Origin of the sequence: Paenibacillus sp. FSL H7-0690 (assembly GCF_037980415.1) — a bacterium.
GTDB classification, from domain to species: domain Bacteria; phylum Bacillota; class Bacilli; order Paenibacillales; family Paenibacillaceae; genus Paenibacillus_AQ; species Paenibacillus_AQ odorifer.
Map to the genome: position 1 here is coordinate 2,594,599 of NZ_CP150281.1, position 24,259 is coordinate 2,618,857.

Annotated in this window: 24 protein-coding genes; 18 read left to right on the forward strand and 6 right to left on the reverse strand. The window is 45.2% G+C overall.

Annotation, left to right across the window (positions count from 1 at the left end; genetic code table 11):
* Positions 1 to 17 precede the first annotated feature (17 nt).
* On the forward strand, positions 18 to 2,435 hold the full coding sequence (locus MHI32_RS11200; protein ID WP_339190561.1) for a TIM-barrel domain-containing protein: 2,418 nt from the start codon (positions 18 to 20) through the stop codon (positions 2,433 to 2,435).
* A gap of 89 nt (positions 2,436 to 2,524) precedes the next feature.
* On the opposite strand, the gene MHI32_RS11205 is transcribed toward MHI32_RS11200, so the two are convergent.
* Positions 2,525 to 3,868, reverse strand: coding sequence for a glycoside hydrolase family 30 protein (locus tag MHI32_RS11205; RefSeq protein ID WP_340012355.1), 1,344 nt, complete (start codon positions 3,866 to 3,868; stop codon positions 2,525 to 2,527).
* 133 nt (positions 3,869 to 4,001) lie between these two features.
* On the opposite strand from MHI32_RS11205, the gene MHI32_RS11210 reads away from it, so the two are divergent.
* Positions 4,002 to 4,796, forward strand: coding sequence for an AraC family transcriptional regulator (locus MHI32_RS11210; RefSeq protein ID WP_076130362.1), 795 nt, complete (start codon positions 4,002 to 4,004; stop codon positions 4,794 to 4,796).
* Between the two features lie 73 nt (positions 4,797 to 4,869).
* Here MHI32_RS11210 and MHI32_RS11215 read toward each other — a convergent pair whose 3' ends face one another.
* Together MHI32_RS11215 and MHI32_RS11220 are read right to left on the reverse strand one after the other, a co-directional pair.
* On the reverse strand, positions 4,870 to 5,838 hold the full coding sequence (locus tag MHI32_RS11215) for a glycoside hydrolase family 43 protein (RefSeq protein WP_076130361.1): 969 nt from the start codon (positions 5,836 to 5,838) through the stop codon (positions 4,870 to 4,872).
* 157 nt (positions 5,839 to 5,995) lie between these two features.
* Entirely contained in the window at positions 5,996 to 7,024 is a 1,029-nt protein-coding gene (locus MHI32_RS11220) for a glycosyltransferase family 4 protein (RefSeq protein ID WP_076280331.1), read from the reverse strand.
* Positions 7,025 to 7,165: 141 nt separating this feature from the next.
* Here MHI32_RS11220 and MHI32_RS11225 point away from each other — a divergent pair, with 141 nt between their 5' ends.
* Positions 7,166 to 7,675, forward strand: a complete 510-nt coding sequence (locus MHI32_RS11225; RefSeq protein ID WP_076280330.1) for a DinB family protein — start codon at positions 7,166 to 7,168, stop codon at positions 7,673 to 7,675.
* A gap of 63 nt (positions 7,676 to 7,738) precedes the next feature.
* On the opposite strand, the gene MHI32_RS11230 is transcribed toward MHI32_RS11225, so the two are convergent.
* Both MHI32_RS11230 and MHI32_RS11235 read right to left on the reverse strand, forming a co-directional pair.
* Complete coding sequence (locus MHI32_RS11230; protein WP_076280898.1) at positions 7,739 to 8,602, reverse strand: sugar phosphate isomerase/epimerase family protein; 864 nt, start codon at positions 8,600 to 8,602, stop codon at positions 7,739 to 7,741.
* A gap of 29 nt (positions 8,603 to 8,631) precedes the next feature.
* Entirely contained in the window at positions 8,632 to 9,540 is a 909-nt protein-coding gene (locus MHI32_RS11235; RefSeq protein ID WP_076130358.1) for an alpha/beta hydrolase, read from the reverse strand.
* 381 nt (positions 9,541 to 9,921) lie between these two features.
* Between MHI32_RS11235 and MHI32_RS11240 the strand changes: the two genes are divergently transcribed.
* The 10 genes from MHI32_RS11240 to MHI32_RS11285 all read left to right on the forward strand — a co-directional run bounded on the left by MHI32_RS11240 (position 9,922) and on the right by MHI32_RS11285 (position 21,060).
* Positions 9,922 to 10,422 carry a GNAT family N-acetyltransferase gene (locus MHI32_RS11240; protein ID WP_076130357.1) on the forward strand — a complete coding sequence of 167 codons (501 nt, stop codon included), beginning with the start codon at positions 9,922 to 9,924 and terminating at the stop codon, positions 10,420 to 10,422.
* A gap of 216 nt (positions 10,423 to 10,638) precedes the next feature.
* A complete protein-coding gene (locus tag MHI32_RS11245) occupies positions 10,639 to 12,708 on the forward strand; it encodes a bifunctional aldolase/short-chain dehydrogenase (protein ID WP_076309910.1) in 2,070 nt (689 codons plus the stop codon).
* 40 nt (positions 12,709 to 12,748) lie between these two features.
* Complete coding sequence (locus MHI32_RS11250) at positions 12,749 to 13,507, forward strand: DeoR/GlpR family DNA-binding transcription regulator (protein ID WP_036689767.1); 759 nt, start codon at positions 12,749 to 12,751, stop codon at positions 13,505 to 13,507.
* Between the two features lie 26 nt (positions 13,508 to 13,533).
* The gene (locus MHI32_RS11255; protein ID WP_036689769.1) at positions 13,534 to 14,262 is read left to right on the forward strand and encodes a (Fe-S)-binding protein; all 729 of its coding nucleotides are present in this window, start codon (positions 13,534 to 13,536) and stop codon (positions 14,260 to 14,262) included.
* Positions 14,259 to 15,812, forward strand: a complete 1,554-nt coding sequence (locus MHI32_RS11260; protein ID WP_076309911.1) for a LutB/LldF family L-lactate oxidation iron-sulfur protein — start codon at positions 14,259 to 14,261, stop codon at positions 15,810 to 15,812. The genes MHI32_RS11255 and MHI32_RS11260 overlap by 4 nt, the downstream gene beginning before the upstream one ends.
* On the forward strand, positions 15,805 to 16,533 hold the full coding sequence (locus MHI32_RS11265; protein ID WP_076218753.1) for a lactate utilization protein: 729 nt from the start codon (positions 15,805 to 15,807) through the stop codon (positions 16,531 to 16,533). Before MHI32_RS11260 ends, MHI32_RS11265 begins: the two co-directional genes overlap by 8 nt.
* A gap of 26 nt (positions 16,534 to 16,559) precedes the next feature.
* Positions 16,560 to 18,050 (forward strand): rhamnulokinase, encoded by a 1,491-nt coding sequence (gene rhaB / locus MHI32_RS11270; RefSeq protein WP_256716680.1) that lies wholly within the window; start codon positions 16,560 to 16,562, stop codon positions 18,048 to 18,050.
* 443 nt (positions 18,051 to 18,493) lie between these two features.
* A complete protein-coding gene (gene rhaA, locus MHI32_RS11275; protein ID WP_312151373.1) occupies positions 18,494 to 19,768 on the forward strand; it encodes an L-rhamnose isomerase in 1,275 nt (424 codons plus the stop codon).
* Between the two features lie 165 nt (positions 19,769 to 19,933).
* Entirely contained in the window at positions 19,934 to 20,572 is a 639-nt protein-coding gene (locus tag MHI32_RS11280; RefSeq protein ID WP_076130349.1) for a Vat family streptogramin A O-acetyltransferase, read from the forward strand.
* A 110-nt stretch (positions 20,573 to 20,682) separates the two neighbouring features.
* Positions 20,683 to 21,060 carry a YkvA family protein gene (locus tag MHI32_RS11285; RefSeq protein WP_081383451.1) on the forward strand — a complete coding sequence of 126 codons (378 nt, stop codon included), beginning with the start codon at positions 20,683 to 20,685 and terminating at the stop codon, positions 21,058 to 21,060.
* 16 nt (positions 21,061 to 21,076) lie between these two features.
* Here the strand turns inward: MHI32_RS11285 and MHI32_RS11290 are convergent, their stop codons facing one another.
* Positions 21,077 to 21,469 (reverse strand): helix-turn-helix domain-containing protein, encoded by a 393-nt coding sequence (locus MHI32_RS11290; RefSeq protein ID WP_076130348.1) that lies wholly within the window; start codon positions 21,467 to 21,469, stop codon positions 21,077 to 21,079.
* A 150-nt stretch (positions 21,470 to 21,619) separates the two neighbouring features.
* Between MHI32_RS11290 and MHI32_RS11295 the strand changes: the two genes are divergently transcribed.
* The 5 genes from MHI32_RS11295 (at position 21,620) to MHI32_RS11315 (ending at position 24,198) form a co-directional block, all read left to right on the forward strand.
* Entirely contained in the window at positions 21,620 to 22,294 is a 675-nt protein-coding gene (locus MHI32_RS11295) for an NAD(P)H-dependent oxidoreductase (RefSeq protein ID WP_076130347.1), read from the forward strand.
* Positions 22,295 to 22,481: 187 nt separating this feature from the next.
* Positions 22,482 to 22,892, forward strand: a complete 411-nt coding sequence (locus MHI32_RS11300) for a CidA/LrgA family holin-like protein (RefSeq protein WP_036689778.1) — start codon at positions 22,482 to 22,484, stop codon at positions 22,890 to 22,892.
* Positions 22,892 to 23,578 carry an LrgB family protein gene (locus MHI32_RS11305; RefSeq protein WP_076130346.1) on the forward strand — a complete coding sequence of 229 codons (687 nt, stop codon included), beginning with the start codon at positions 22,892 to 22,894 and terminating at the stop codon, positions 23,576 to 23,578. The genes MHI32_RS11300 and MHI32_RS11305 overlap by 1 nt, the downstream gene beginning before the upstream one ends.
* A gap of 94 nt (positions 23,579 to 23,672) precedes the next feature.
* The gene (locus tag MHI32_RS11310) at positions 23,673 to 23,852 is read left to right on the forward strand and encodes a hypothetical protein (protein ID WP_036689781.1); all 180 of its coding nucleotides are present in this window, start codon (positions 23,673 to 23,675) and stop codon (positions 23,850 to 23,852) included.
* Between the two features lie 166 nt (positions 23,853 to 24,018).
* Positions 24,019 to 24,198: a hypothetical protein gene (locus MHI32_RS11315; protein ID WP_076218748.1), complete on the forward strand. Its 180-nt coding sequence runs from the start codon at positions 24,019 to 24,021 to the stop codon at positions 24,196 to 24,198.
* Positions 24,199 to 24,259 lie beyond the last annotated feature (61 nt).

Genomic DNA, 24,259 nt, shown 5'->3' on the forward strand with positions numbered 1-24,259 from the left:
AATGAGGTTTTTACTTGATGGGAAATATAATGAAAGAGCCAACCCCTTTGGCAGCCCAATTAAAGCTGCATTCTGAACCAGGCAGTAATGCTGACGCGATTATTCAGGGGGAGTGCTATCGGTTCACTGTCTTAACTCCGGAGCTTATCCGGATGGAATATAGTGAGGAAGGTTTTTTCGAAGATCGGGCGTCGCAGACCGTTGTGAATCGCAATTTCCCGGTTCCAGAGTTCCGCGTAATGGATCTGGGGAATAAACTTGAGTTGATTACGGAGCGCCTGCATTTAACTTATGACAAGCAGCCTTTCTCCCGGCATGGTCTCAGTGTTCGGGTGAGAAACGAAGCGGGTCACCTAATGAGTGTCTGGAATTATGGAGATACAGTCCAAGATTTGGGAGGGACTGCACGTACCCTGGATAATGCAGATGGTGCCATTCCGCTGGAGCACGGACTACTTTCGCGTGCGGGGTATACGTTAATTGATGATAGCACCTCCCTAGTACTGGAAGAGGATGGACGGGTCGAGCTACGGGCGTTGGCTGGCCTCGATGTTTATTTTTTTGGATACGGTCATGATTATTTGCACTGCTTGAAGGATTTCTATCACCTTTGCGGTCGTACGCCCCTATTGCCACGTTATGCCCTTGGCAACTGGTGGAGCCGTTATTACCGATATTCAGAAGAAGAATACAAAGCGTTAATGGAGCGGTTTGAGCTCGAACGAATTCCGTTTTCCGTCGCTGTTATAGATATGGATTGGCATCTCGTCGATATTGATCCGCAGTACGGCAGTGGTTGGACGGGTTATACCTGGAACCGGGAACTGTTTCCGGAGCCTCAAAGATTTTTGGCATGGCTGCATGAAAAAGGACTTCGAGTAACGCTCAACGTACATCCAGCAGACGGTGTACGGGCGTTTGAAGATCCTTATCTTGCCATTGCTGCGGAGATGGGTATGGACCCGGAAAAAGGGGATGCTGTGGAATTTGATATCACGGATCCGAATTTTTTGCGAGCATACTTTAAGTATCTGCATCATCCGCTAGAGAATGAAGGTGTGGACTTCTGGTGGATTGATTGGCAGCAGGGTGGAGTGACTAAAGTACCGGGACTAGATCCGCTTTGGATGCTGAACCATTATCACTATCTGGATAGCGGCCGGCGAGGCAACCGGCAGATTACTTTTTCCCGTTATGCAGGTCTTGGCAGCCATCGTTATCCTGTGGGCTTCTCTGGAGATACCATTGTTACTTGGGAGTCGCTGGATTTCCAGCCATACTTCACAGCCAACGCCGCTAACGTGGGATATGGTTGGTGGAGCCATGATATCGGGGGCCATATGAATGGTTATTTAGACGATGAGTTGGCAATGCGCTGGGTGCAATTCGGTGTGTTTTCGCCTATTCTGCGGTTACATAGTTCTGCTAGTGCCTTTAACAGCAAGGAGCCATGGCGATTCAATAAGATTGCGGAAGATGTGATGAAGGATTGCCTGCGTTTGCGGCATAGTTTACTTCCCTATCTGTACACGATGAATCGCTATGCCAGCCGCGATAGTCTTCCGCTAATCCGACCGATGTATTATCATCATGCGTTGTCGAATGAAGCCTATGAAGTGCCCAATGAATATTATTTCGGAACGGAACTTATTGCCTGTCCGATTACACAGCCGGTCAACCCAAAGGTAGGCGTTGCCGAATTTAAGGCTTGGTTACCTGAAGGGATTTGGATAGATTTTTTTAACGGAAGAGTGTACGACGGTGGCAGAAAGCTTTCTCTTTATCGTAATCTTGAGAATATCCCTGTATTAGCTAAAGCGGGTGCTATTGTGCCCATGGCAGATCTGACGCAATTTACCTCTTCAGTGGATAATCCGAGGCATATGGAGGTCCGTGTATTTGCGGGAGGAAGGGGTCATTTTCATCTCTGGGAGGATGAGGGCGATACTGCGGAGGATCAGGACGATCAATGGTGTGATACAGAAATGATCCTGGAAATGGGGGATAGAGCGAGCTTCAAGATCCTCTCTGCTAAGGGAAATACAAAGGTTGTGCCTGAGCGGAGATCGTGGAAGCTGTCCTTTGTCGGTTTTGCTGATACGAAGGTACAGGTATTCGCTGGCGGCACAGAAATCGAAGCAAACATGGACTATGATGAGGCTACACATACGCTTACGATCATGATTTCGGATCAAGCGGTAGAGCATTCATTGGAGGTAACGTTCACAGATGCCCGGATTGCGGTGAATTCGGTAGATGATGAGGTGTTCAGCCTTCTGAACCGTGCGCAAATTCTTTTCCAATTGAAAGAACAAATTTACCATGTAGTCAAAGCAGCAGTAACGCCGATGGCAGCCCTGGCTTCTCTTGCCTCGTTGGATCTTGAACATACACTGTATGGAGCGTTATGCGAAATACTGTCGGCAAGACTTTAAGCACTATTTCATTTAATTTAATAAAAAAGGAGGTTCTCTCTGTGCGCTGGCATAAAGAGAACCTCTTTTTTATTAGGAATGAACCGCTGCTACTTAATTAGCAGGGTTTGAATGGCATGAGCCGGAATCATGTTCTCAGCCAGTTCGTCATGGAAGCGCAGGGTGAATGGAAGCTCTTGCTCTGTGCGGTTCATAACGATAACAGCAATAGTGCCATCAGGGTTGCGGAAAGCTGTTGTTTCAAGCTTATCTGTATATTTGGAGAAACCAATGCGTTTAGCACCCGGACGAATATATTTACTGAAGTGCCCGATGTAATAGAAAGAGCTCTCAAAAGTAATTTCATCGTTTTTGGTATCTCCGATAATTGGAGCGTCACAGTAATTTCCTACATGATTAGGTCCACCTTGCTCATCCAAGACAATGTTCCAGTCTGTCCAGCTCGACATCCAGTTGTTCAGATTGCCAATGATATCATGTCCGTAACGTTCACCGGTGTTCCATGAGCCGAGATGAACGCCACCTTCTTGGCAGCCTTCGCTGAAGAACAGCTTTTTATCTGGGAAACGATCATGTACAGCAGAGAGGGCTTCGAAGTGATCACCGGAATACCAATGGAAGCAGATTCCCCATATGTATTTGGACGCTGCTTGATCTTCAAAAGCAACCTTAGCACGGTCATATACCCGTTCTTTGTTATGATCCCAGATCATAACTTTTACATGGCCCAAGCCCGCTTGTTCCAGAGCAGGTCCCAAGTAGTCACGCACAAAATCCTTTTCTTCTTCAGCGGTATACAGGCAGGAATCCCATCTTTGTACAGCTTTGGCTTCATTCTGAACACTGACAGCCCAGATATCAATCCCTTCTGCAGCGTACGCCTCAATATATTTAACGAACATGTTAGCCCAAACCTCACGATATTCAGGCTTAAGAGCTCCGCCTCCGTTCATTTGCCCGTTTGTCTTCATGAACGCTGGAGGACTCCATGGGGAAGAGAACAGACGAAAATCTTCACCTACTGCTGCGGCAGCATTTTTTATGAGGGGGATAATTGATTCGTGATCTCTGGAAATATCGAATGAACGTAGCTCCGCATCGCCTTCCTCTACATAAGCATAGTTGCCCAGTGAGAAGTCGCAGCTTTGGATGTGTGAGCGGCAAAGGGTGTATCCGATGCCGTGCTCAGGATGAAAATAAGCGTCAATGATTTCTTTTTGTTTAGCTTCACTAAGTTTAGCGATAGTAACGGCAGAGGACTCCGTAAGGGCTCCACCAAAGCCTTCAATTTCTTGATACTCCAGATCATCATAGATATTGATTAGCTCTGATTCGACTCCTGACGTATCGGGAAGGAAAATCAGAGGGTCCTTTTCTGTTAAACGATCCGTGGTTTCTTTAGCGGTTTGAATGACGCGAATAGTTTTACTCATAATGGTTGATAACCTCCTACATATGAATTCTGTCTTTATTATAGAAGGAGATTCACTGCACTTTGAAGAAACTATATGGCTAAGAACCTCAACAATCTGGTCATTGATTACTATAGAAAGAGGAGCAAATGCGATGGAAACAAACAGCGTTCAAATTAGTTTGTGTGGATTTATCCGCCATACTCAGCCTTTTCGGCAACTATATCGCAGTGGGTTGGATACCTATATCATCAGGCTGCAAGCCGAAGGGGAATGTGAAGTCCTCATTGATGGAGAAATGACTACCGTAGTACCTGGGGATCTACTATTATTTAAGCCCTATGATATATATGATCTGAGAATCGGTGAAAAGAAAAGTCCTCTGGGACATAGTGTGGACTATTTTGTAATGTGTACAGGGGAATGGGTGGACCACTGGTGGAACCTGCGTGAGCGACCCAAAAAGGTAAGAATTGCGGATGATGGTAAGCTGCAAAGTATATGGCAACAGCTTGATCTGGAGAATAGAAGACTAGACGGGGGTAGCCCTGAAATACTAGAAGCGCTATTTAAAGCTTTATGTTTGCTGTTAGATCGGGCTATGGAAGAGGCACCTGCATCATCTTCGGCTTCACTTCTACACGGACTTAAGATGAAGAGTTATGTGGAGGAGCATGCTACTTCAGAGATCAGACTAAAGGACGTAGCCGCTCATGCTGGAATTAGTGTGACAAGGGCCGTGCATGTATTCAAAATCCAATTCGGTTATTCTATTATGCAATATGCGGGGCAAATCCGGCTTGCGATGGCACTGAGATTAATGGACAATACCAATTACACCTTAGAGCGTATAGCAGAGGAGACGGGGTTTGGAAGTTATACCTATTTTCACAGGGTGTTTCGGGAGCGTTATGGTGTCTCGCCAGGTATTTATCGAAAGAGAGAGTAGAAGGTTTAGCAGTAAAAAGAAGCTGCCCCATAAATCACAGAATAGGGCTTAGGGGCAACTCCTCGATTAGACGTTAATTATAGTAAGGCCAGCCAGCAGAATCCCATTCGAGATCACTGATTAACAATTTGGGTGCGCCATTCTCAGCGACACTGTAAGCATGGCGGACGATAACGTTGGTTCCGTATATATCTTGTCCACCAGGACCCGCCCAAAAACTGTTGCCGCTATCGATGACCGTAGCCCCGCCATTTTTCATATCGGTACCGTCCTTTGCATAGAAAGGCCCCAGTACGCTGGTTGAGCGTCCCACTGCAATTTTATAGGTGCTGTTTACGCCTGAGCAGCATTGGCCAATGGATACGAATAGATAATAATATCCAGTATTTGGATTGTAAACCATGCTGGAGCCTTCAATCCCCCCGGATTTAGTGGCAATGCGATACGAGTTGCCCGTTGGCTTCATGGTTGTTTTGTTGATGGAGGTAATGTAAATCCCGTTGCTCCAGGAACCGAAGGTCATCCATAGGTTTCCGTTAGCATCTGCCGTAATGTTAGGATCAATGGCGTTATAATTGGAGGCGTCATTTGATGAGATAACGACACCTTGGTCCGTCCATTTTCCCCCGGAGATCGATTTAGTAGTTACTAAACCAATAGCAGACACTCTTGAGCCGAATGTGGAGATAGAATAATAGAGGTAATAGGTACCGTTATAGTAGAAAATTTCTGGAGCCCATACATCTAGCCCTTCTTGATTGGGAACGTAAGAGCTCCACCAGGAGGGTTTCGAGTTATAAATCGGAAGGGAGCGAATATAGTTCGTTCCATCGTTTGAAAACATCACTTGGAGACCTGATCCCGTGCTGAATACCCAATGTGTGTTTCCCTCTTTGATATATGAAGGGTCGTGTACGTTGGTATCTCCAGTCAGATTCCAGGTTGCTGCATAAGCTTGCGATCCTGCTGAGAAAACAGTTGTAAAAAGCATTAAAAAAGACAACAATAACAACCGATAACCTTGCCTACCTTTTTTCGCCATATTCCTTCTCCTTTTAGTTTAGATTTCCCTAAAGTGTTTCATTATTTTGCAATTGATAACGCTTACATAATATCTTGTATTATTTCTCTAGTCAATGATTCTTTTGGATCAATAAAAAAGCAAATCTCGGCCATCGGAGACTTGCTTTTTTATATTTTTATAATAAATCTGTGATCGCTTGTTCAAATAATCTGACACTATTTTCCCAAGTCCATTTGCGCGAATATCTTTCCCCCTGCTCCGCTAATTTAGTTCTTAAGTTGGGATCACGTATTAAGCGGATGACATCTTCACCGAGCCGGTTCTCATATCGATAAGAGAGCAAACAGTTTTTCTTGTGATGGGCGTATTCCATATTCCCGCCTGAATATACACAGACTAACGCTGCTCCACAACGCATGGCCTCAAGTCCCGGTAAAGAGCCTGTATCAAAAATACTTGAGCTAACAAAAATATCCGCACCGTTATAGTGATAGCAGAGCTCCTCATCATTTGCTGGCGTAAAGAACCGATATTTGCCAGTAGCTTTCATTCTTTGGAGAATTTCTGAGGTGTTGAACTCGTCAGGCGGACTGATGAAGTTAATATTTACATCGGGATATTGGCTTTTTACGTAATCCAGCTGTTCTATAAGATAATCTTGCTCACGGTGCCAGGAGAAACCGCGTTCTGTTTTTCTTAATATAGCTGTTATGTTTAAAGGCTCTTGAAGACTGTGACGGATATTCATATTTTTAAAAGAGGAGCTAATGCCAATGGGCACGATACTGCCGGTGATACCATGATTTAAACGGATCAGCTCCTGCTGCCAACGTGATAAAACGATTAGATGCTCAGTGATGTGATAGGAGGGGAAGGAGCGTCCGTTATCCGGTAAAAAAGGTGGCTCATAACATAAAGATAAACGTACATGAACCCCTTTTCCTTGTTGGCTTGCTGCTTGGGCGATGGGGACAGTTGTATAATAATTAGAAACAATGACGTCTCCGGGAGGAAAGTCATGCTCGTGAATATTCATATGTGAGGAGCGGATTACGTTTGCGCGCACATCATAAGAAATAGCGCCATCCACAGGCAAAAGGAGATTGACCTGATGACCCAAGTCTGTCAGCCCATTGGTGAGCTCTACTAGCATACGTTGTGCTCCGCCATGAGATAAGGTCAGAATAGGGAATGTGAATCGCATTGATAATCCCGTCCCTTCCAAGTTAGAGCTATAATATGAAAAAATATGATTCAATCGTTCCTTTTTTTATTTTATTCAGCTCCTATAGAAAAGTACCATTTATCAAGTTTATAAAGAAAAGTAGAAGGAAGAGGGGTTAGTATGAGTGAAATCATTATCGAATGTATGAGAAGGCTCGATCAATCCTTGGGGTATGTGGAGCAAGCTGTAAATAAGCTAACGACCGAAGAGATCTGGTTTCGTCCAAAGTCAAAAATGAATGCCATTGGTAACCTATGCCTGCATATTGCGGGCAGCGAATATCAGCATCTGGTCAGCGGAATCGGCAATAAGCCAATAGAAAGAGATAGACCTAATGAATTTTTGACCAGAGGCGGTTATTCATCACAGGAATTATTGCAGTATATGCTAAAGGTCAGGGAAGAAAGCCGTTCGGTGGTGGGCAATTTGACGAAGGCTGATCTAGAACGGGAGGTCACCATTAGTTTCCCTGAGGGGGCTGGAATGGAGAATTATACTTGGAGTATTCAAAAGATTATGATCGGAGCGGCAGAGCATTATTCCTATCATACAGGTCAAATCGTATATGCCTCTAAATTGCTGCAGAAAGAGGATGATCATCTGCTCAATAACTGGAAGCATTATTTTTGAGCATAGATAAAGCTGGGGATAGATGCGCAGCTGCTGCTAACACCTATCCTCAGAAATGGATTTTTATTGTGTTATAGGTGCAAGCTTCTTCAGTAAAGCAACGGTTTCATTAACCTCCAGATCCTTGATATCTTCTAATGACACATCGATCATTGGCTTATATTCTTGGAGTTTGCGCAGGAAAGCCTCGGTATGGAATACTCCGCTGCCTGCTTTTCCGTGGTATGCTTTTTCACCATCTTGATAGATATCTTTTAAATGCGCAAGAATGATACGGTCGCCGAATAATCTAAAGGAATCATCGACAATTTGATCCTGCAAATGCGCAGCCGTGCCAATAAAATTACAAGGGTCCAATACAACACCTATACAGCTTGATGGGACTTCATCTAAGATGCGGCGCATCTTGTCTGGTGTAGAAAGTGTATGTGTGCAGACCCCTTCTAGTCCTAGAAAAACGCCCCATTTTTCGGCTTCCTCTGCAAGTTCTTCTACAGTTGCCCTTAACGTATCCCAGCCGATAGCTTCGTAATGGATCGGATCTTGTGCTTGAAAAGTAGTCAGCGCACCTGTTTCTGTTGCCACCATAGGTGCGCCGAATTGGCGGGCATAACGAAGATGCTCTTTAAAACGATTGATCTCAGCTCTCCGTATGACAGGATCCGGATGAACAGGGTTGATGTAACAGCCCAAAACACCGATACGTATTCCTGCTTTGTCAAATTGTTCGCCAATATAGCTGGCAAGACCTGGACTTAGTTTACCGGTAGAAGTGTCGATGTCCTGAATGGCTTTGGATAATGCAAGCTGAACAAAATCGATATCATAATTCTGAAGGGTTGCAGTTAACGACTTGAGCGGCAGGCAGCCAAATGTGTGGGCTAGAGTTCCGTATCTGATGAGTAACCTCTCCTTTAATAGAGTAATGAGTAATAACCTTCATAATAGTAACGCTTTCATAAGGATGCAAGTGATTTATCATTATCGCGGGTCAGGAAATTGATGATTTCAGTGTTGACTCTATCCGGTTGCTCATGATTAATGCCGTGTCCCGCACGGGGGATTACTTGGTAATGAAACTTTCCATCCTCTAAAATATCTATGAAGTCCTTTGATTGTTTTAACGCGTGTTCTCCTACTAAAAAATAAAGCTTATCTCTGACGGCAACTGCGGCGTTTTTATCGTATTTTTGAAGCTTATGAACAAACATAGCTTGCTGATTATGAGCTCGCATTAAAAGGATTAGATGAGCAGCTACTTCTGGGTGATTGTCAAATAAAGGGGAGTCAGGCGCACTTAACTTCTTCAGCACTTTCAGTAAATTGCGATCCGTGGGAATCAGAATCTCTGGGAACATCATCATTAGCGTTTGCAGCATGGCTTTGATGGGTGTGGTGACCATTCCGCCTTCCAAACAAATCACACGGTTCACTTTGTCCGGTTGCTTGGTTGCATAATTAAAAGCAATATAGGCTCCATTTGACACCCCTGCAATATTAAAGATGTCTATGCTCAGATGTTTGGCTATTTCATTAATCCATTCCACCTGCTCAAACTTTTGTTTATTAAAGTGCGCATTAGGAATACTTTTTCCGGGTCCGCCCAGAGTATCAATAGCAACGCAGTAAAAATGCCGCGATAATTCCTCGATGTTAAGGAGCCACATGACCGCCGAGTTGTCACCAACGCCATGAAACAGAAATAAAGGGGGATTACTCTTTTGCCCGGTAAGGATACAATGCGTCAGCCCATATGTGGTTGGGAGATCGAGCTCTTCAAGAGGAATAGGCCACTGATCAACTAGCTGTTGGTAGGATTGCCACACTCGTTCTTGCACCTTGGCATTTTTAAAGCTATTTACCATCACAAACCTCCTTAGTGAAAATACAACATCTGTATCTTATTCCAATAAGTATACTACGAGAGTGGGGAAGGAGGAGCGCGCAATAGGAACATTCCTGTGAAAAGAGGGGTGCAGACCAGATAAGTGTATTTCATACAACTAAATTGCTACTTTACTCTTACTACGGTGATATAGATGTACTTCGTACAACTATTTCTCTCGTATTTAGCTGATTCAGCTAAATTGGGCGAATTTAATTGCACAAAGTACACTTAACACATTAGGCGTGAGCATTGAAGTTCATTTTAGTTGTAGAATGTGCAATTAAATAATGCATGCCGGTCTCTTTTGCGGTAAATTTTGATAGGGAAGTTATTAATAACGTTCTAGGTGGGGATGATTATGCTCGTTGAGCTAAAGGAAGCTAGTGTTTCAGATGGACGCGATATTTTTGAGCTGATTGTGGAAATAGGTCCGGGGGAGAATGGATTCGTCAATAACGGATTTGATCTGGCTTACAGTCAATTTCCTGATTTCATCCGGGATCGGATAGCACTTTCACAAGGTGATAATCTTCCGCCACAGTATGTAGCACAAACCAACTACTGGCTACTGATTGACGCTTATCCTGTTGGTGTCGGAAAACTAAGACATTCCTTAAATGATCAATTGAGGAAGTCCGGTGGACACATCGGTTATAGTATCAGACCCAGTGAAAGAGGAAAGGGTTATGGTACGATTTTTTTGGCAGAGCTGTTAAAAAAAGCTGCGGACATGGGGATTGATAAGGTCATGCTGACTTGTGAGCCGGACAATATATCTTCGAGAAAGGTTATTGAGGCGAACAAAGGAATACTACATGGCATTGAGAATGAAAAATGTAACTACTGGATCACCCTTTAAGCTGGTGTGAAAAATAGGGGAGGAGTTGCCAAGAGGCAGCTCTTTTTTGTTATTCGCGATGTTATTGTAGTTCATCCAATGGAGATTCGTCTAAAATGTGAAAAAAAATTAAAATTTTTATGAAAGCGCTCTATTCAAACACAAACAAATAGTTTAAAATCAAAACAAACAAAAATAAACGAAAAAACAAACATTCAAAAACGGAGGTATTCACAAATGGTACAAAACTTATGGGATTCATCTCGGGAAACGAAATTAAACGGGGGATTGGATGCATTAGTGTTCCGCTCTAATCTGTTGGGCGAAGATCGCAGAGTCTGTAACTTTGGCGGAGGGAATACCTCCAGCAAAACGATAGAATTGGATTTTCGCGGGCGTGAGGTAGAAGTAATGTGGGTGAAGGGCAGCGGCTCTGACCTTGCTACGATGAAAGCAGGCAACTTTACCGGACTAAGGCTTCAGGATATTGCCCCGTTATTTGAACGTGATGAAATGCCAGATGAAGAGATGGTAGCTTATCTCGCAAATTGTATGATTGATCCTAAACATCCGCGTGCTTCTATCGAAACGTTACTGCATGCATTTTTACCTTTCAAGCATGTGGATCATACGCATCCAGATGCTATTATCAGTTTATGCTGCGCTCATAACGGTAAGGAAATTGCCCGTGAGATTTATGGGGATCGTTTCGTATGGGTGCCATACATCCGTCCAGGCTTCACTTTATCCAAAATGATTGCCGAAGGTGTGCTCGCAAACCCGAAAGCTGAATTAGTGCTGATGGAGAAACACGGTCTCGTGACTTGGGGGGATACACCTGAATCTTGTTATGCCAAAACAATCTCCATAATTAACGAAGCGGAAAGTTATATTGAAGAAAGAATTGAAGATCAGAACCTATTTGGCGGCCGTAAATCGGAAGCACTTCCGGAAGCAGAGCGGCGGGCTGTAGCGGCGGCAGTGATGCCACTGATCAGAGGCGCGGTCAGCGATGCGCGTAAAATGATTTTGACCTTCGACGATGCGGAGGATGTGCTGCGTTTTGTAGGAGGGGCTGACTCGGAGAAGTTATCCGGTGTAGGCGCAGCTTGTCCAGATCATTTGGTACATACCAAAATGAAGCCGCTTTTTGTTGCGTGGGAGCCAAATACCAATGATATCGATGGCTTGAAGGTGAAGCTGAGCGAGGCGATTAGCGATTATAAGGAGCAGTACAAAGCGTACTTCGACCGTAATAAACATGAAGGCGATGTAATGTTCGAGGCTGCGCCACGTGTGATCCTAATCCCTGGTGTGGGCATGATCAACACAGGTAAAAGCTGGAGCAATTCTAAGATCAGCGGAGCCTTGTATCACCGGGCGATTGCTGTTATGCGCGGAGCTACTGCGCTGGGAGATTTCGTCTCTCTTAGTGAGAATGAATCGTACAATGTGGAATATTGGCCCCTGGAATTATATAAATTATCCTTGGCTCCGGCAGAAGCGGAGTTCTCCCGTAAAGTTGCCTTTATTACAGGTGGTGCCGGGGGAATTGGGAGTGAGACGGCTCGTCGTTTAGTATCAGAAGGAGCGCATGTTGTATTGGCAGATCTCAATCTGGAGGGTGCACAAAAAGTAGCGGAAGAGATTAACGCTAAGTATGGTGAAAATCGTGCATTCGCCGTTAAAATGGACGTAACTCAGGAAGAGCAGGTAACCGCAGCTTATGCGGAGACAGCCCTTTTTTATGGCGGGGTCGATATTATTGTTAATAATGCTGGGCTTGCAACCTCCAGTCCGTTTGATGAGACTTCATTGAAAGAGTGGAATTTGAATATTTCTGTGCTGGGCACAGGATATTTTCTCGTTGCACGCGAAGCTTTTAAAGTGATGAAGGAGCAAAAAATCGGAGGCAGCATGGTATTCATCGGCTCCAAAAATTCTATTTTTGCAGGTAAAAGCGTCTCGGCTTACAGTTCTGCCAAGGCGCTCGAAGCCCATCTGGCCCGCTGCATAGCAGCTGAAGGTGGAGAGTTTGGCATCCGTGCCAATACGATTCTGCCCGATGCAATTCTACAAGGATCAGCCATCTGGAATTCGAACTGGCGTAATGAACGGGCGGCTGCTTACGGGATTGAGCCGGATCAATTAGAGGAGCATTACCGTAAACGCACGACGCTGCTAGTTAATATTTATCCACGTGATATTGCCGAAGGCGTTGCTTTTTTTGCTTCTTCCAAGTCAGAGAAAACTACGGGTTGTATGCTGACAATCGACGGTGGAGTGCCAGCAGCTTTTACTAGATAAGAAGTAGCTTGAATATAGATAGGGATAACGGAGGGAAATCATGCTGATTGCAGACAGATATGAACGAATCGTAGAACTAGTGAATGAACGTGGCAGCATCCGTGTCTCAGAATTGAGTACATTATGCCAAGTGACCGAAGAAACCATTCGCCGCGATCTGGATCGATTGGAAAAAGCGGGGCGGCTGCTGCGTTCGCATGGCGGAGCAGTTAGCCTGCGTGACCGGCAACCGGAGACTCCTTATGCCGAACGAGAAATCATGAATGCAGCGGAGAAACAGCGGATTGCCCGTGAGGCGGTAATGATGATTAAGCCGGGCGATCGGATTTTACTGGATGCCAGTACAACGGCTTGGTATATGGCTTCGCATTTGCCGGATATGCCGCTCACTGTGTTGACCAATTCTACTAGAGTGGCAGCAGAGTTAAGCGGGAAGGAGCGGATCGAGGTCTTTTCTACAGGCGGGCAACTGAGCCGCAGATCAATGTCCTATGTGGGTCATTTAGCAGAACGTTCGCTTGAATTGTATCACGTGGATAAAATGTTTTTTTCCTGTAAAGGATTTCATCTCGAACGTGGCGCTAGTGAATCAAATGAGCTGCAAGCTATGGTGAAACGAAAGATGATTTCTATAGCGGAGCAAGTGATCTTATTATGCGATTCCAGTAAATTCGGAATTCAAGCGTTCACACATTTTGCGGCTCCTAGTGATGTGGATGTTCTAATAACGGATTACAGCCCTGTTGAAGAACAAATGAAGCAGTTGCAGAAGCTGAACATCGCAATAACGACGGTGTAGTAAATAGTTGTGCAGGAGGTGAAGGCATGAAGGTATCGATGTTTATAACTTGCGTCAGCGATGCCGTGTTCCCGAAGGTCGGGGAAGCCATGGCTCGTCTGCTGGCCAGATATGGCGTACAGCTGGAGTTCCCGGAGGTGCAGACCTGCTGCGGACAGCCTGCGTACAACAGTGGATATTGGAATGAAGCGCGGCAAGCTGCACTTACGATTCTGCAGGCCTTCGATGACAGTGATTTTGTCATTGCACCTTCCGGATCCTGTACGGGGATGCTTCATCATTACCCTAAGCTGTTTCAGGATGATCCGGTTAATCTGGTCAAGGCGCAGAATTTGCAACGTAAATCCTATGAATTCAGCCAGTTTATGGTGCAGGTGCTTGGCGTAACTGATTTAGGAGCAGTGTTTCCGCATAAGGTTACCTATCATCCTTCCTGTCATGGCACAAGGATTCTAGGGATTCGCGACGAACCTATGCAGCTTATGCAAAATGTGAAGGCGATGGAGCTGGTACCACTGCCTTTTGCTGAGGACTGCTGTGGGTTTGGTGGAACCTTTGCCGTGAAAATGTCTGATATCTCCGGGGCGATGGTCACTGAGAAATCAGATCATGTGCTGGAGACGGAAGCAGAAATCCTAACGGGTCTGGATATGGGTTGTCTGATGAATATTGCCGGGAATCTGCGTTACCGCCGCGAACCCGTTCGAGTTATGCATTTAGCAGAACTGCTATATGAGGGGGTGACTGATAAATGAGCCAAGCCACCACCAATTCCACGGCGAGTTCAGAGAATGGAAAGCCAACAACAGTAAAAGAGCGTGCAGACTTGGCACTGAATAATGACTTTTTACGAAAGGCTGTTCGTTTTACCACAGAGAGACTGCGTGATGGAAAACAAAAAGCGGCTAACGATCACGGTCAATGGGAAGAGTGGCGTGAACGTGGGCGGCAAATTCGTCTACACACGATCGCCCATCTTGATTACTATTTGAACCTTTTTGCAGACAAGGCAAGAGCAAACGGCACACATATTCATTTTGCAGCAACGGGTGAAGAGGCTGTGAAGATTGCCCTTGAAATCGCGCAGCGAAAACAGGCAGCTTCTGTGGTCAAATCTAAATCAATGGTTACTGAGGAGCTGCATTTAAATAAGGCGCTGGAATCCATTGGTGTGGAGACCATAGAGACGGATCTGGGGGAGTATATTATCCAGCTTGCCGGGGAAACCCCGTCACATATCATTATTCCGGCGATTCATAAGAACCGCTACCAGATTGCCGAGCTTTTGTCCAAAGAGGCAGGGGAGGAGCTTTTGCCTGAAACTACTATCCTTGCTGGATTTGTACGGCGAAAGCTGAGAGAGAAGTTCCTTGATGCGGATATCGGAATGACTGGCTGTAACTTTGCTATTGCAGAGACGGGTTCGATGGTGTTGTTCGAGAATGAAGGCAACGCTCGTATGGTCACCACTTTACCGAAAACGCAAATTACCCTGATGGGGATGGAGCGGATTATTCCTTCGTGGAGTGATCTTGAAGTGATGGCTACATTATTGCCTCGTTCGGCAACAGGGCAGAAGTTAACGGTATATATGTCGGGTATTTCTGGTCCCCGCAGAACCAACGATGGTGATGGGCCGGAAGAGCAGCATATTATTATTCTTGATAATGGCCGATCTGAGCAGCTAGGCGATCCTGAGTTTCAGGAGCTGCTGAACTGCATCCGCTGTGGGGCTTGTCTGAATGCTTGTCCTGTCTACCGTCATATTGGCGGTCATGCATATGGGGGAACGTATAGCGGACCTATAGGAGCGGTGTTGACCCCGGCGCTGAATAAAAATGTAGATCAATGGGATGACATCGCCTCAGCCTCTAGCCTGTGCGGAGCATGTTATGAAGCCTGTCCGGTCAAAATCCCTCTGCATGATATGCTCATCTATTTACGGCGGCGGAAGGTAGAACGTGGTTATGGGGATAAGGCAGAAGGTCTCGGCATGAAGGGTTTTGGGGCGATTATGGCGAAGTCTCAGCGATTTAGTAATGTGATGAAGGTAGGTAGAATCGGGCAAAAGCTGCTCGTGCGAGACGAAGGAATTCCGTCGAAACTGGGGCCGCTGAAAGGCTGGAACAATTATCGGATCGCCCCGAAGCTGGCAGATCAATCCTTCCGTGAGAGCTGGAAGGGGCTGCAACAGGAGCTAGACAAGAACAGTCGCGAAATGGACCCGGCGATACAGAAGCGAATGGAAGATTTACTAGCGAAGCGGAAGCGGGAAGAGCTGGAAGGAGGGGCCGGACATGACTGAAGAGACGCACAGTAACTGGTTGGAACGTATGGAGCAGGATTCACGTGAAAAGCAGCAGGGATTCATGAATGATATCGCTCGCCGCCTGAAGCGGCCGAGAATTACTGAAGCTCCCGCACACCCTTTTCGCGGCGCACCGCAGTACTGGCAGCAATTCAAGTGGAGTCCGGAGGAAAGGATTGAACAATTTACGGCGAATTTTCAAAGCGCCGGTGGCCATGTATTTCGTGTGCAGGATATGGATGAAGCCAAGGCTTTTATCGTCAGCAAAGCGGATGAGATGCTCGCACGGTATATTCTCCGGCAAAATGTCACCGAGCTAGCAGCACTTCGACTAGAGGAGGAACTCACAGATACACGGGTGTCTGTCTGGAATACGGATGATCAGGAGGCATGGAAAGCTAGGGCGGCCGAGGCTGATATTGGAATTGTGATTGCGGATTATGCAGTTGCCTATACAGGCTCCATTACTGTGCTGTCCTCTGAGAATAAAGGCCGTTCAGTCAGCTTATTACCTACCGCATTAATTGCCATCGTTCCATTGGAGCGGCTGAAGACTCGTCTCGGTGAGGTGCTTATTGATTTTGATGAAGCTGGGCCATCGGGGCTGCCGGCGGGCATCCATTTTATCTCCGGACCTAGCCGTTCAGCGGATATTGAGAATGATCTGACGATAGGCGTGCATGGTCCAGGAATCGTATTCGCTTTGCTAGTAGGCTGATAGGAGATAAGGAGTGTTGTATAGGGATGAATACACAAGCTCATAATCAAATGCAGAATCATATTGCTGTTGATATCGGAGCCTCTAGTGGGAGAGTGGTCTGTGGAACCTTGCAGCAGCCGGGAGGAACCCTGTCTATAGAAGAAATTCATCGCTTCAGTAATGGATTCGCTGAACAAAATGGTAATCTTTATTGGGATATAGATTATTTAGTTGCTGAAATCGTCAAGGGCTTACAGCAGGCCAAGGCTAGAGGGATCGAGCGCTGCACCGTGGGCATCGATACTTGGGGTGTCGATTATGTACTTCTCGATCAGGAGGGGGCGCGGATCCATGAGGTTTTTTCTTATCGTGACTCCCGAACAGATGGAGCGATAGAGAGGCTGCATCGTAATATCTCAACTGAAAGCGTTTACGAAAAGGTGGGGATACAATATCTCCCGATTAATACGTTGTATCAGCTGTTTGTGCATGATCAGGCGGAGCTGGAAGCAGCACATTCCATCCTCCTGGTCCCTGATTATCTTTATTATCGGCTTACGGGTCGCAAGATTAGTGAGGTGACGATAGGTTCCACCTCTGGGATGCTGAATCTTCACACTCGTGATTACGATGAGGATCTTCTGTCGGTGCTTGGTCTTTCAAAAGAGCAATTCCCTCCCTTAACAGAACCTGGGGAACCCGTTGGGAGGTTGACGGAGGACTTGGCGGCTCGCGGCGATCTTCCAGATTGCGAGTTCATAGCAGTAGCCTCTCATGATACAGCATCAGCTGTACTAGGGGTTCCGGCAAACAGCGAGAAATGGGGATTTCTCAGTAGTGGTACTTGGTCACTCATCGGGGTGGAACGGAGTTCAGCCATCACAAGTCCAGAGGCTATGTTACGCAACTATACGAATGAATGGGGAGCCTACGGATCATTCCGGTTTCTTAAAAACATTATGGGCATGTGGTTGATTCAAAAGGTTCGTGAGGAGTACGGCGGACAATACAGCTTCGGCGAGCTGGTAGAGCTGGCAGCACAAGAAATCCCTTTTAGATCGATCATTTATTGCAATGATGAACGGTTCATGAATCCACAGAGCATGATTGACGAGATCCGCAGCTATTGTGTGGAAGCAGGACAGTTGGTCCCTCAAACACCTGGGGAAATGGCTCGATGTGTATTTGATAGTCTTGCTTTATCTTATTATTTCTACATTCAGGATCTCCAGCAATTGACGGGTGACAACTTAGAGAGGTTGCATATCGTTGGCGGAGGTGCGAATAACGGCCTGTTGTGCCAGATTACGGCAGATCTGCTGGAGATGGAAATTCACGCCGGACCAACGGAATCTACGGCTTTAGGCAATCTGGTGGTGCAGATGATCAGCACGGGTGCTGTAACTGATCTTCAAGAGGCGAGAGAAATTATAAGTCGTTCATTCCAAGTAACATCTTATATACCGAAGGGGATGGACCCCACGACCAAAAAAGCGGCTTTGGCACAGTTCGCCCGGCTGCAGGTCGTTAATTAGTAGCTAAGTTTAGTGGAAAACGAGCCAAAGAGAGGCAAAAGTGCCTCTCATCGAGCGGAGTACGCGGAAAACGAGCTAAAGAGAGGCAAAAGTGCCTCTCATCGAGCGCGATACGCGGAACACGAGCTAAAGAGAGGCAAAAGTGCCTCTCATCGTGCGCAATACGCGGAAAACGAGCTAAAGAGAGGCAAAAGTGCCTCTCATCGAGCGGAGTACGCGGAACACGAGCTAAAGAGAGGCAAAAGTGCCTCTCATCGAGCGCGATACGCGGAACACGAGCCAAAGAGAGGCCAAAATGCCTCTCATCGAGCGCAATACGCGGAAAACGAGCCAAAGAGAGGCAAAAATGCCTCTCATCGAGCGCGATACGCGGAAAACGAGCCAAAGAGAGGCAGAAATGCCTCACCTAAAACACACTAAGCTAAAAATCAGGAGGCTCAAACATGGAGCAGAGTAAAGAGAGCTTACAGAGCATTCAGAACAGCTACAATGAAGCGAAAAAGCTTTACGCACAGCATGGGATCGACGTAGATAAAGTGTTGGAGCAGCTAGCGGAAATTAAGATTTCTTTGCATTGTTGGCAAGGTGATGATGTGAAGGGTTTTTTGAATAAGGAAAAAGAACTGAGCGGCGGGATCGCAGTCACCGGAAGTTACCCGGGGCGGGCCGGGAATCCGGAGGAGCTGCGCCGGGATTTGGAACAGGCCCTTGCACTCATCCCAGGGCAACATAAAATAAATTTACATGCTATTTATGCGGATACAGAAGAGACTGTAGATCTCGACGCGTTAGAGCCTAAGCATTTTGAGCGATGGGTGAGCTGGGCCAAAGAGCAGGGACTCGGATTGGATTTCAATCCTACCTGTTTTTCTCATGAAAAAGCAAACGATGGCTTCACACTGAGTCACCCAGATCCTGAAATCCGCAACTTCTGGATCGCTCATTGCAAGGCCTCACGTCGAATCGCCGAGTCCTTTGGCCAAGTATTAGGTCAGCCTTGTGTCACTAATTTTTGGGTTCCAGATGGTTATAAAGATACGCCGATCGACCGCTTGTCACCAAGGGTACGGCTTCAGCAGTCACTCGATGAAATCTTCAGCGAGGAAATCGATCAGCAATATAACATTGATGCTGTAGAAAGTAAGCTGTTTGGTATTGGTTCGGAAAGTTACGTGGTTGGCTCACATGAATTCTATATGGGTTATGCGCTAAGCCGGGGCAAGGCGGTGTGCTTCGATGCTGGGCATTTCCATCCAACCGAGACGATTTCGAATAAGCTGTCTTCCTGGCTGCTGTTTGGGGATCAATTACTGCTGCATGTTAGCCGTCCAGTACGCTGGGATAGTGATCATGTGGTAACTATGGACGATGAGCTGCTCGAGATTGCCCGTGAACTGGTTCGTGGTCAGTTTCTGGACAGAACGCATATTGGATTAGATTTTTTTGATGGAAGTATCAATCATGTTGCTGCTTGGGTGATCGGAACACGAAATACATTAAAAGCTTTGCTTCGTGCCATGCTGGAGCCAATCGAGCAATTGAAGCAAATTGAGCTGGATGGAGATTACACTTCAAGGCTTGCCTTGGTCGAGGAATTTAAATCGTATCCGTTTGGAGCCATTTGGGATTATTATTGTGCGAAGAATGGCGTACCGGTCCGGGAAAGCTGGCTAAATGAAGTGAAACAGTATGAGGCTGAGGTTTTATCGAAAAGATAGAGGTAGAAGTAGAAGTGAAGTAGAACGAACTTTAACAATATAAGTAGATAAAAGATAGGCGGTTACCGGCAGGTAGCCGCTTTTTTATGTTTATGAATCGTACATGATTTGAATTCAGCTCTGATCTCTGCTATGTTTTATCCAAAAGAGAGCGAGGCGCAAACTATGAAACAATATGGACCGAACCCGAATACGCTCTATCCCAATGAACAAATTAAAAGTATCTGCTATATAAAAAATGCGATTACAAGAGACAATATCATTGTTGGCGATTATACCTATTATGATGATATAAACGGTGCAGAGAAGTTTGAGGAACGTGTGACTCATCATTATGATTTTATTGGCGATAAGCTTATTATTGGAAAATTCTGCGCGATTGCCAAAGGCATTGAATTTGTCATGAATGGTGCCAACCACCGGATGAATTCGGTTTCGACCTATCCGTTTAATATCATGGCCCATGGCTGGGAACAGGCGGTCCCGGATTTAAAAGATCTGCCGCTAAAAGGTGATACAGTCATCGGAAACGATGTTTGGATTGGACAAAATGTTACGGTTATGCCAGGTGTGCATATTGGAAACGGAGCAGTTATCGCAGCCAATTCTACAGTTGTAAAGGATATTCCGGCGTATAGTGTAGCTGGAGGAAATCCCTGCAAAGTGATCAGACAACGTTTTGATGATGAAATGATCGAATATCTTGAAGCGCTGAAGTGGTGGGATTGGGATGCTGAGCGAATCTTTAAGAATCTTGAAGTGTTATGCAGCAGCGATTTAACGAAAATCAAAGCGATCAATTAATCGTAAGTAGGTTCAGGATACGGACTTTAGTTTATCTTAAAGATATAAACCTCAATTGAGGGAATACTTTAGGTATGTACGTCATATGAACCTTTCGGAGGGAACCGGCAATGAAGAAGGATAAGGTCAAGAATAGCATGGAGCTCACTGCAGAGGAATTTCCATATAGCAAAGAAAATGAGGAAATGGTAACGCAAAATTTTTGGACGAAAACTAAAAAGTTCGCAGGCAAAATTCCATTTACTAAAGATGCTATCGCAATGTATTATTGTGCCGTCGACGCTAAAACACCTTTATGGGCGAAAGGAATTGCTTTCGGTGCATTGGCTTATTTTATTTCTCCTATAGATGCTATACCCGATGCGATTCTAGGCCTTGGATTTACAGATGATGCAGCGATTATCGCAGCAGGCATTAAAGCGATATCCGGTCAGGTAACCAACGAACATAAGGAAAAAGCTGCAGCGTTTTTTAATGGGGAAAAATAAAAGGTGCAGCATTGAGCTACACCGTAATATCTGTACCTTCAGGACAGCTTTCTGCGGAAAGCTGTTTTGTTTTGTACACCTCGCCCCAATCTTTCATGAGTTTAATAATAGGAATCAGTGTCTTGCCGAATTCAGTTAAAGAGTATTCGACTTTTGGGGGAACCTGATGGTAGACCTCACGGTGTACAACCCCATCCTCTTCCAACTCTCTTAGTTGCAGGGTCAGCATACGTTGGGTAATGCCCGGGCAGATCCGGCGGAATTCGTTAAAACGTTTCGTGCCATCAATCAAGTGATAGATGAGAATTCCTTTCCATTTGCCTCCTATAACGTCCAGTGTGAATTCTACAGGGCAAGCTTCTTTGTTGCTTTCCGGGAAATTTCCGAAGCCACCTTTTCGGTCACGCATAGCTGTTCAACTCCCATGGTATCATTTTGTATACTACATAACATTATTGTGCGTACTTTTAAAGAAGTGATATATACACTAATATTAAGCATGTGATCGGCAAACAGTCAAATGCTCGTCGATGCTAATCAAGTAAAGGGAGTGTTACTCATGGATACTTTATCGTTAAACAAGAATGAAATCCTGTCTGCATATCAGTTCAGACATGCAACTAAAGAATTCGATAGCCATAAAAAAATTAGTGAATCGGACTTTCAATTTATTCTGGAAACTGGACGATTGTCACCAAGTTCATTCGGATTCGAGCCTTGGCGTTTTGTGGTAGTACAAAGTCCGGAAGTACGTGAAAAATTACGTCCTTATGCCTGGGGCGCACAAAAGCAATTGGCAACCGCAAGCCATTTTGTGCTTATTCTCTCACGTCTTCCTAAAGATATGGCTGCTGACTCCGATTATATTAAAGGGATCATGGAGAATGTGCAGGAGTTGCCTCCGCAAGGAATGGAAGGAAAACGTAAAGTTTTTGATAAGTTTTTGAAGGTTGATTTCGGACTGATGGAGAATGAGCGGGCAATGTTCGAATGGAGCTGCCGGCAGACTTATCTGGCGCTTGGGAATATGCTGACTTCAGCTGCGTTAATCGGGATCGACTCCTGCCCAATGGAAGGTTTTGATAAAGCTAAGGTTGAGCAGATTCTGGAAGAAGAAGGGATTTTGGACGCTGAGCATTTTGGAATCTCCTGTATGGCAGCTTTCGGATATCGCCTGAATGAACCACGTGGTAAGACGCGTCAAGGTGCAGAGCAAGTAATTCAGTGGGTTTAACGAAATTGAATCTTAATCTTTGAGCCTGTAAAGTCTCTGTATTCTGGGGATTTTGCAGGTTTTTTTGCGATATTTCTTATAAGATTCAAAAATTAATTGAAAGTTTCATGAAAACTCTGATACCCTTATGAAGGTGACTCCATATTAGCGCTATCGCTTTAACTTAATAATGAAGGGATCCTGCATCATGAAAATCATTCGCATTATTATCCAAGTGTTCCTGCTATATTTGTTCTACTTGGCTGGGGACTATCTGCAAAAGCAACTGCATCTCCCCGTTTCCGGGAGTATCGTAGGATTACTGTTACTTTTTGTTCTATTGTTATTCAGGGTCGTGCCTGTGAAGTGGATTGAAGAGGGTGCTACAACGATATTAGCTTATCTTCCGTTATTTTTTATTCCAGCGACAGCTGGGATCGTGAATCATATGGATATCTTTAGTGGTAGAGGTTTACTATTAATCCTAATCCTTATCGTTAGCAGTGTTCTCACGATTGCCGCAGCTGCACATTCTAGCCAATGGCTTACTAGCGTAAACAACAAGCTGAAAGCGGGATGGAGCGGCAAGAGACTAAGCGAAAAGGGGAAGGAAATATAATGTTTTTTATCGCAACAGGTATTGTACTGCTTAACGTAGCTATTTATTTGATGATGTCAGTAGTATATAGACGATTTCGTATTCCTGTACTTATTCCCGCGCTTACAGCAACAGTGATTGTTGTAACTTTACTACTATATTTTCATATTCCGTATGATACATATATGATAGGCGGCAAATGGATTAATCAGCTGCTCGGTCCTGCTGTAGTATCGTTAGCCTACCCATTATATAAACAACGTAATGTGTTGATTGAGAATCTCCCGGCAATTCTGGGCGGAGCCATTGTAGGTCTGCTTATAGGGATGTTTAGTGGACTGCTTTTGGCGGCAGGTCTAGGCTTCTCTAAATTATATGTTTTATCTTTATTACCTAAATCGATCACTACACCTGTAGCGATACAGATCTCGAACAGCTTAGGTGGGGACTCTTCTTTAACCTCTGTATTTGTTATGATTGCTGGATTTACAGGTGCGATTGGCGGACCTTTTATCATCAAACTGTTTAGAATTCGTAGTGAGGTTGGAATCGGAATTGGTCTAGGAACCGCTTCACATGCTCTAGGAACAGCAAAGGCCTTGGAATATGGTGAACAATCCGTTTCGATGAGCTCGGTTGCGATGACTGTTTGCGCCGTAGTTGGCTCTTGTATCGGCCCACTTGTAGCGTGGATGATGTACCCTTAAATTATTCTTTTAATTGGACTATGTTTGCAAAACACTCCATCGGGTAACTATAACTAAGGAACAAAAAAAGCAAAGCACCTGAGGAGGATTTCACATGTCCGATCACACACAAGATGAAGCGGAAATCCGCAACAAGGAAAATAAAGAAGGCGATTCATTAGCTGAAATTAAGAAGATGGAGAACGGTGTAGACATCGAGCCAGAGGCAGATGAGTGGGTAGCCAAACCTGCTGAATCCTCACACCCAGATCCGCTTCCGGATAATTTGGAGTAAATGATTCGGAAGACAGGCTGTCCTTTAGGGGACAGTCTGTTTTTGTTGATGATTATAGTAAGTATTGTATAATAAATAAAAGTACAACCTCATCAGAGTGTTTTCTCCAAGTTCGTCTTAGCTTTTCGCAAATTTCACAGATCTTTGCCAACAGGGAGGAAATGGAATGCGTAGTCGGAATGAGAACAGCCGTTACCGGCAAAAACGTGGTGAGGCTCTCGCAGGAAACTTTGAGAAAAAGTACGGTTCAAACTTTGGCGTACGCAGTGAGCTTAAGATGGATGCACTGAAGAAACCAAACGACGATCAGTTGCTGACGACACCTCATGAAGAAGAGCATAAATAATTAGAAGGTAACAAGTGGGAGACTTTTACTCCTGGAATTCTGGAATGGAGGCATAACCTTT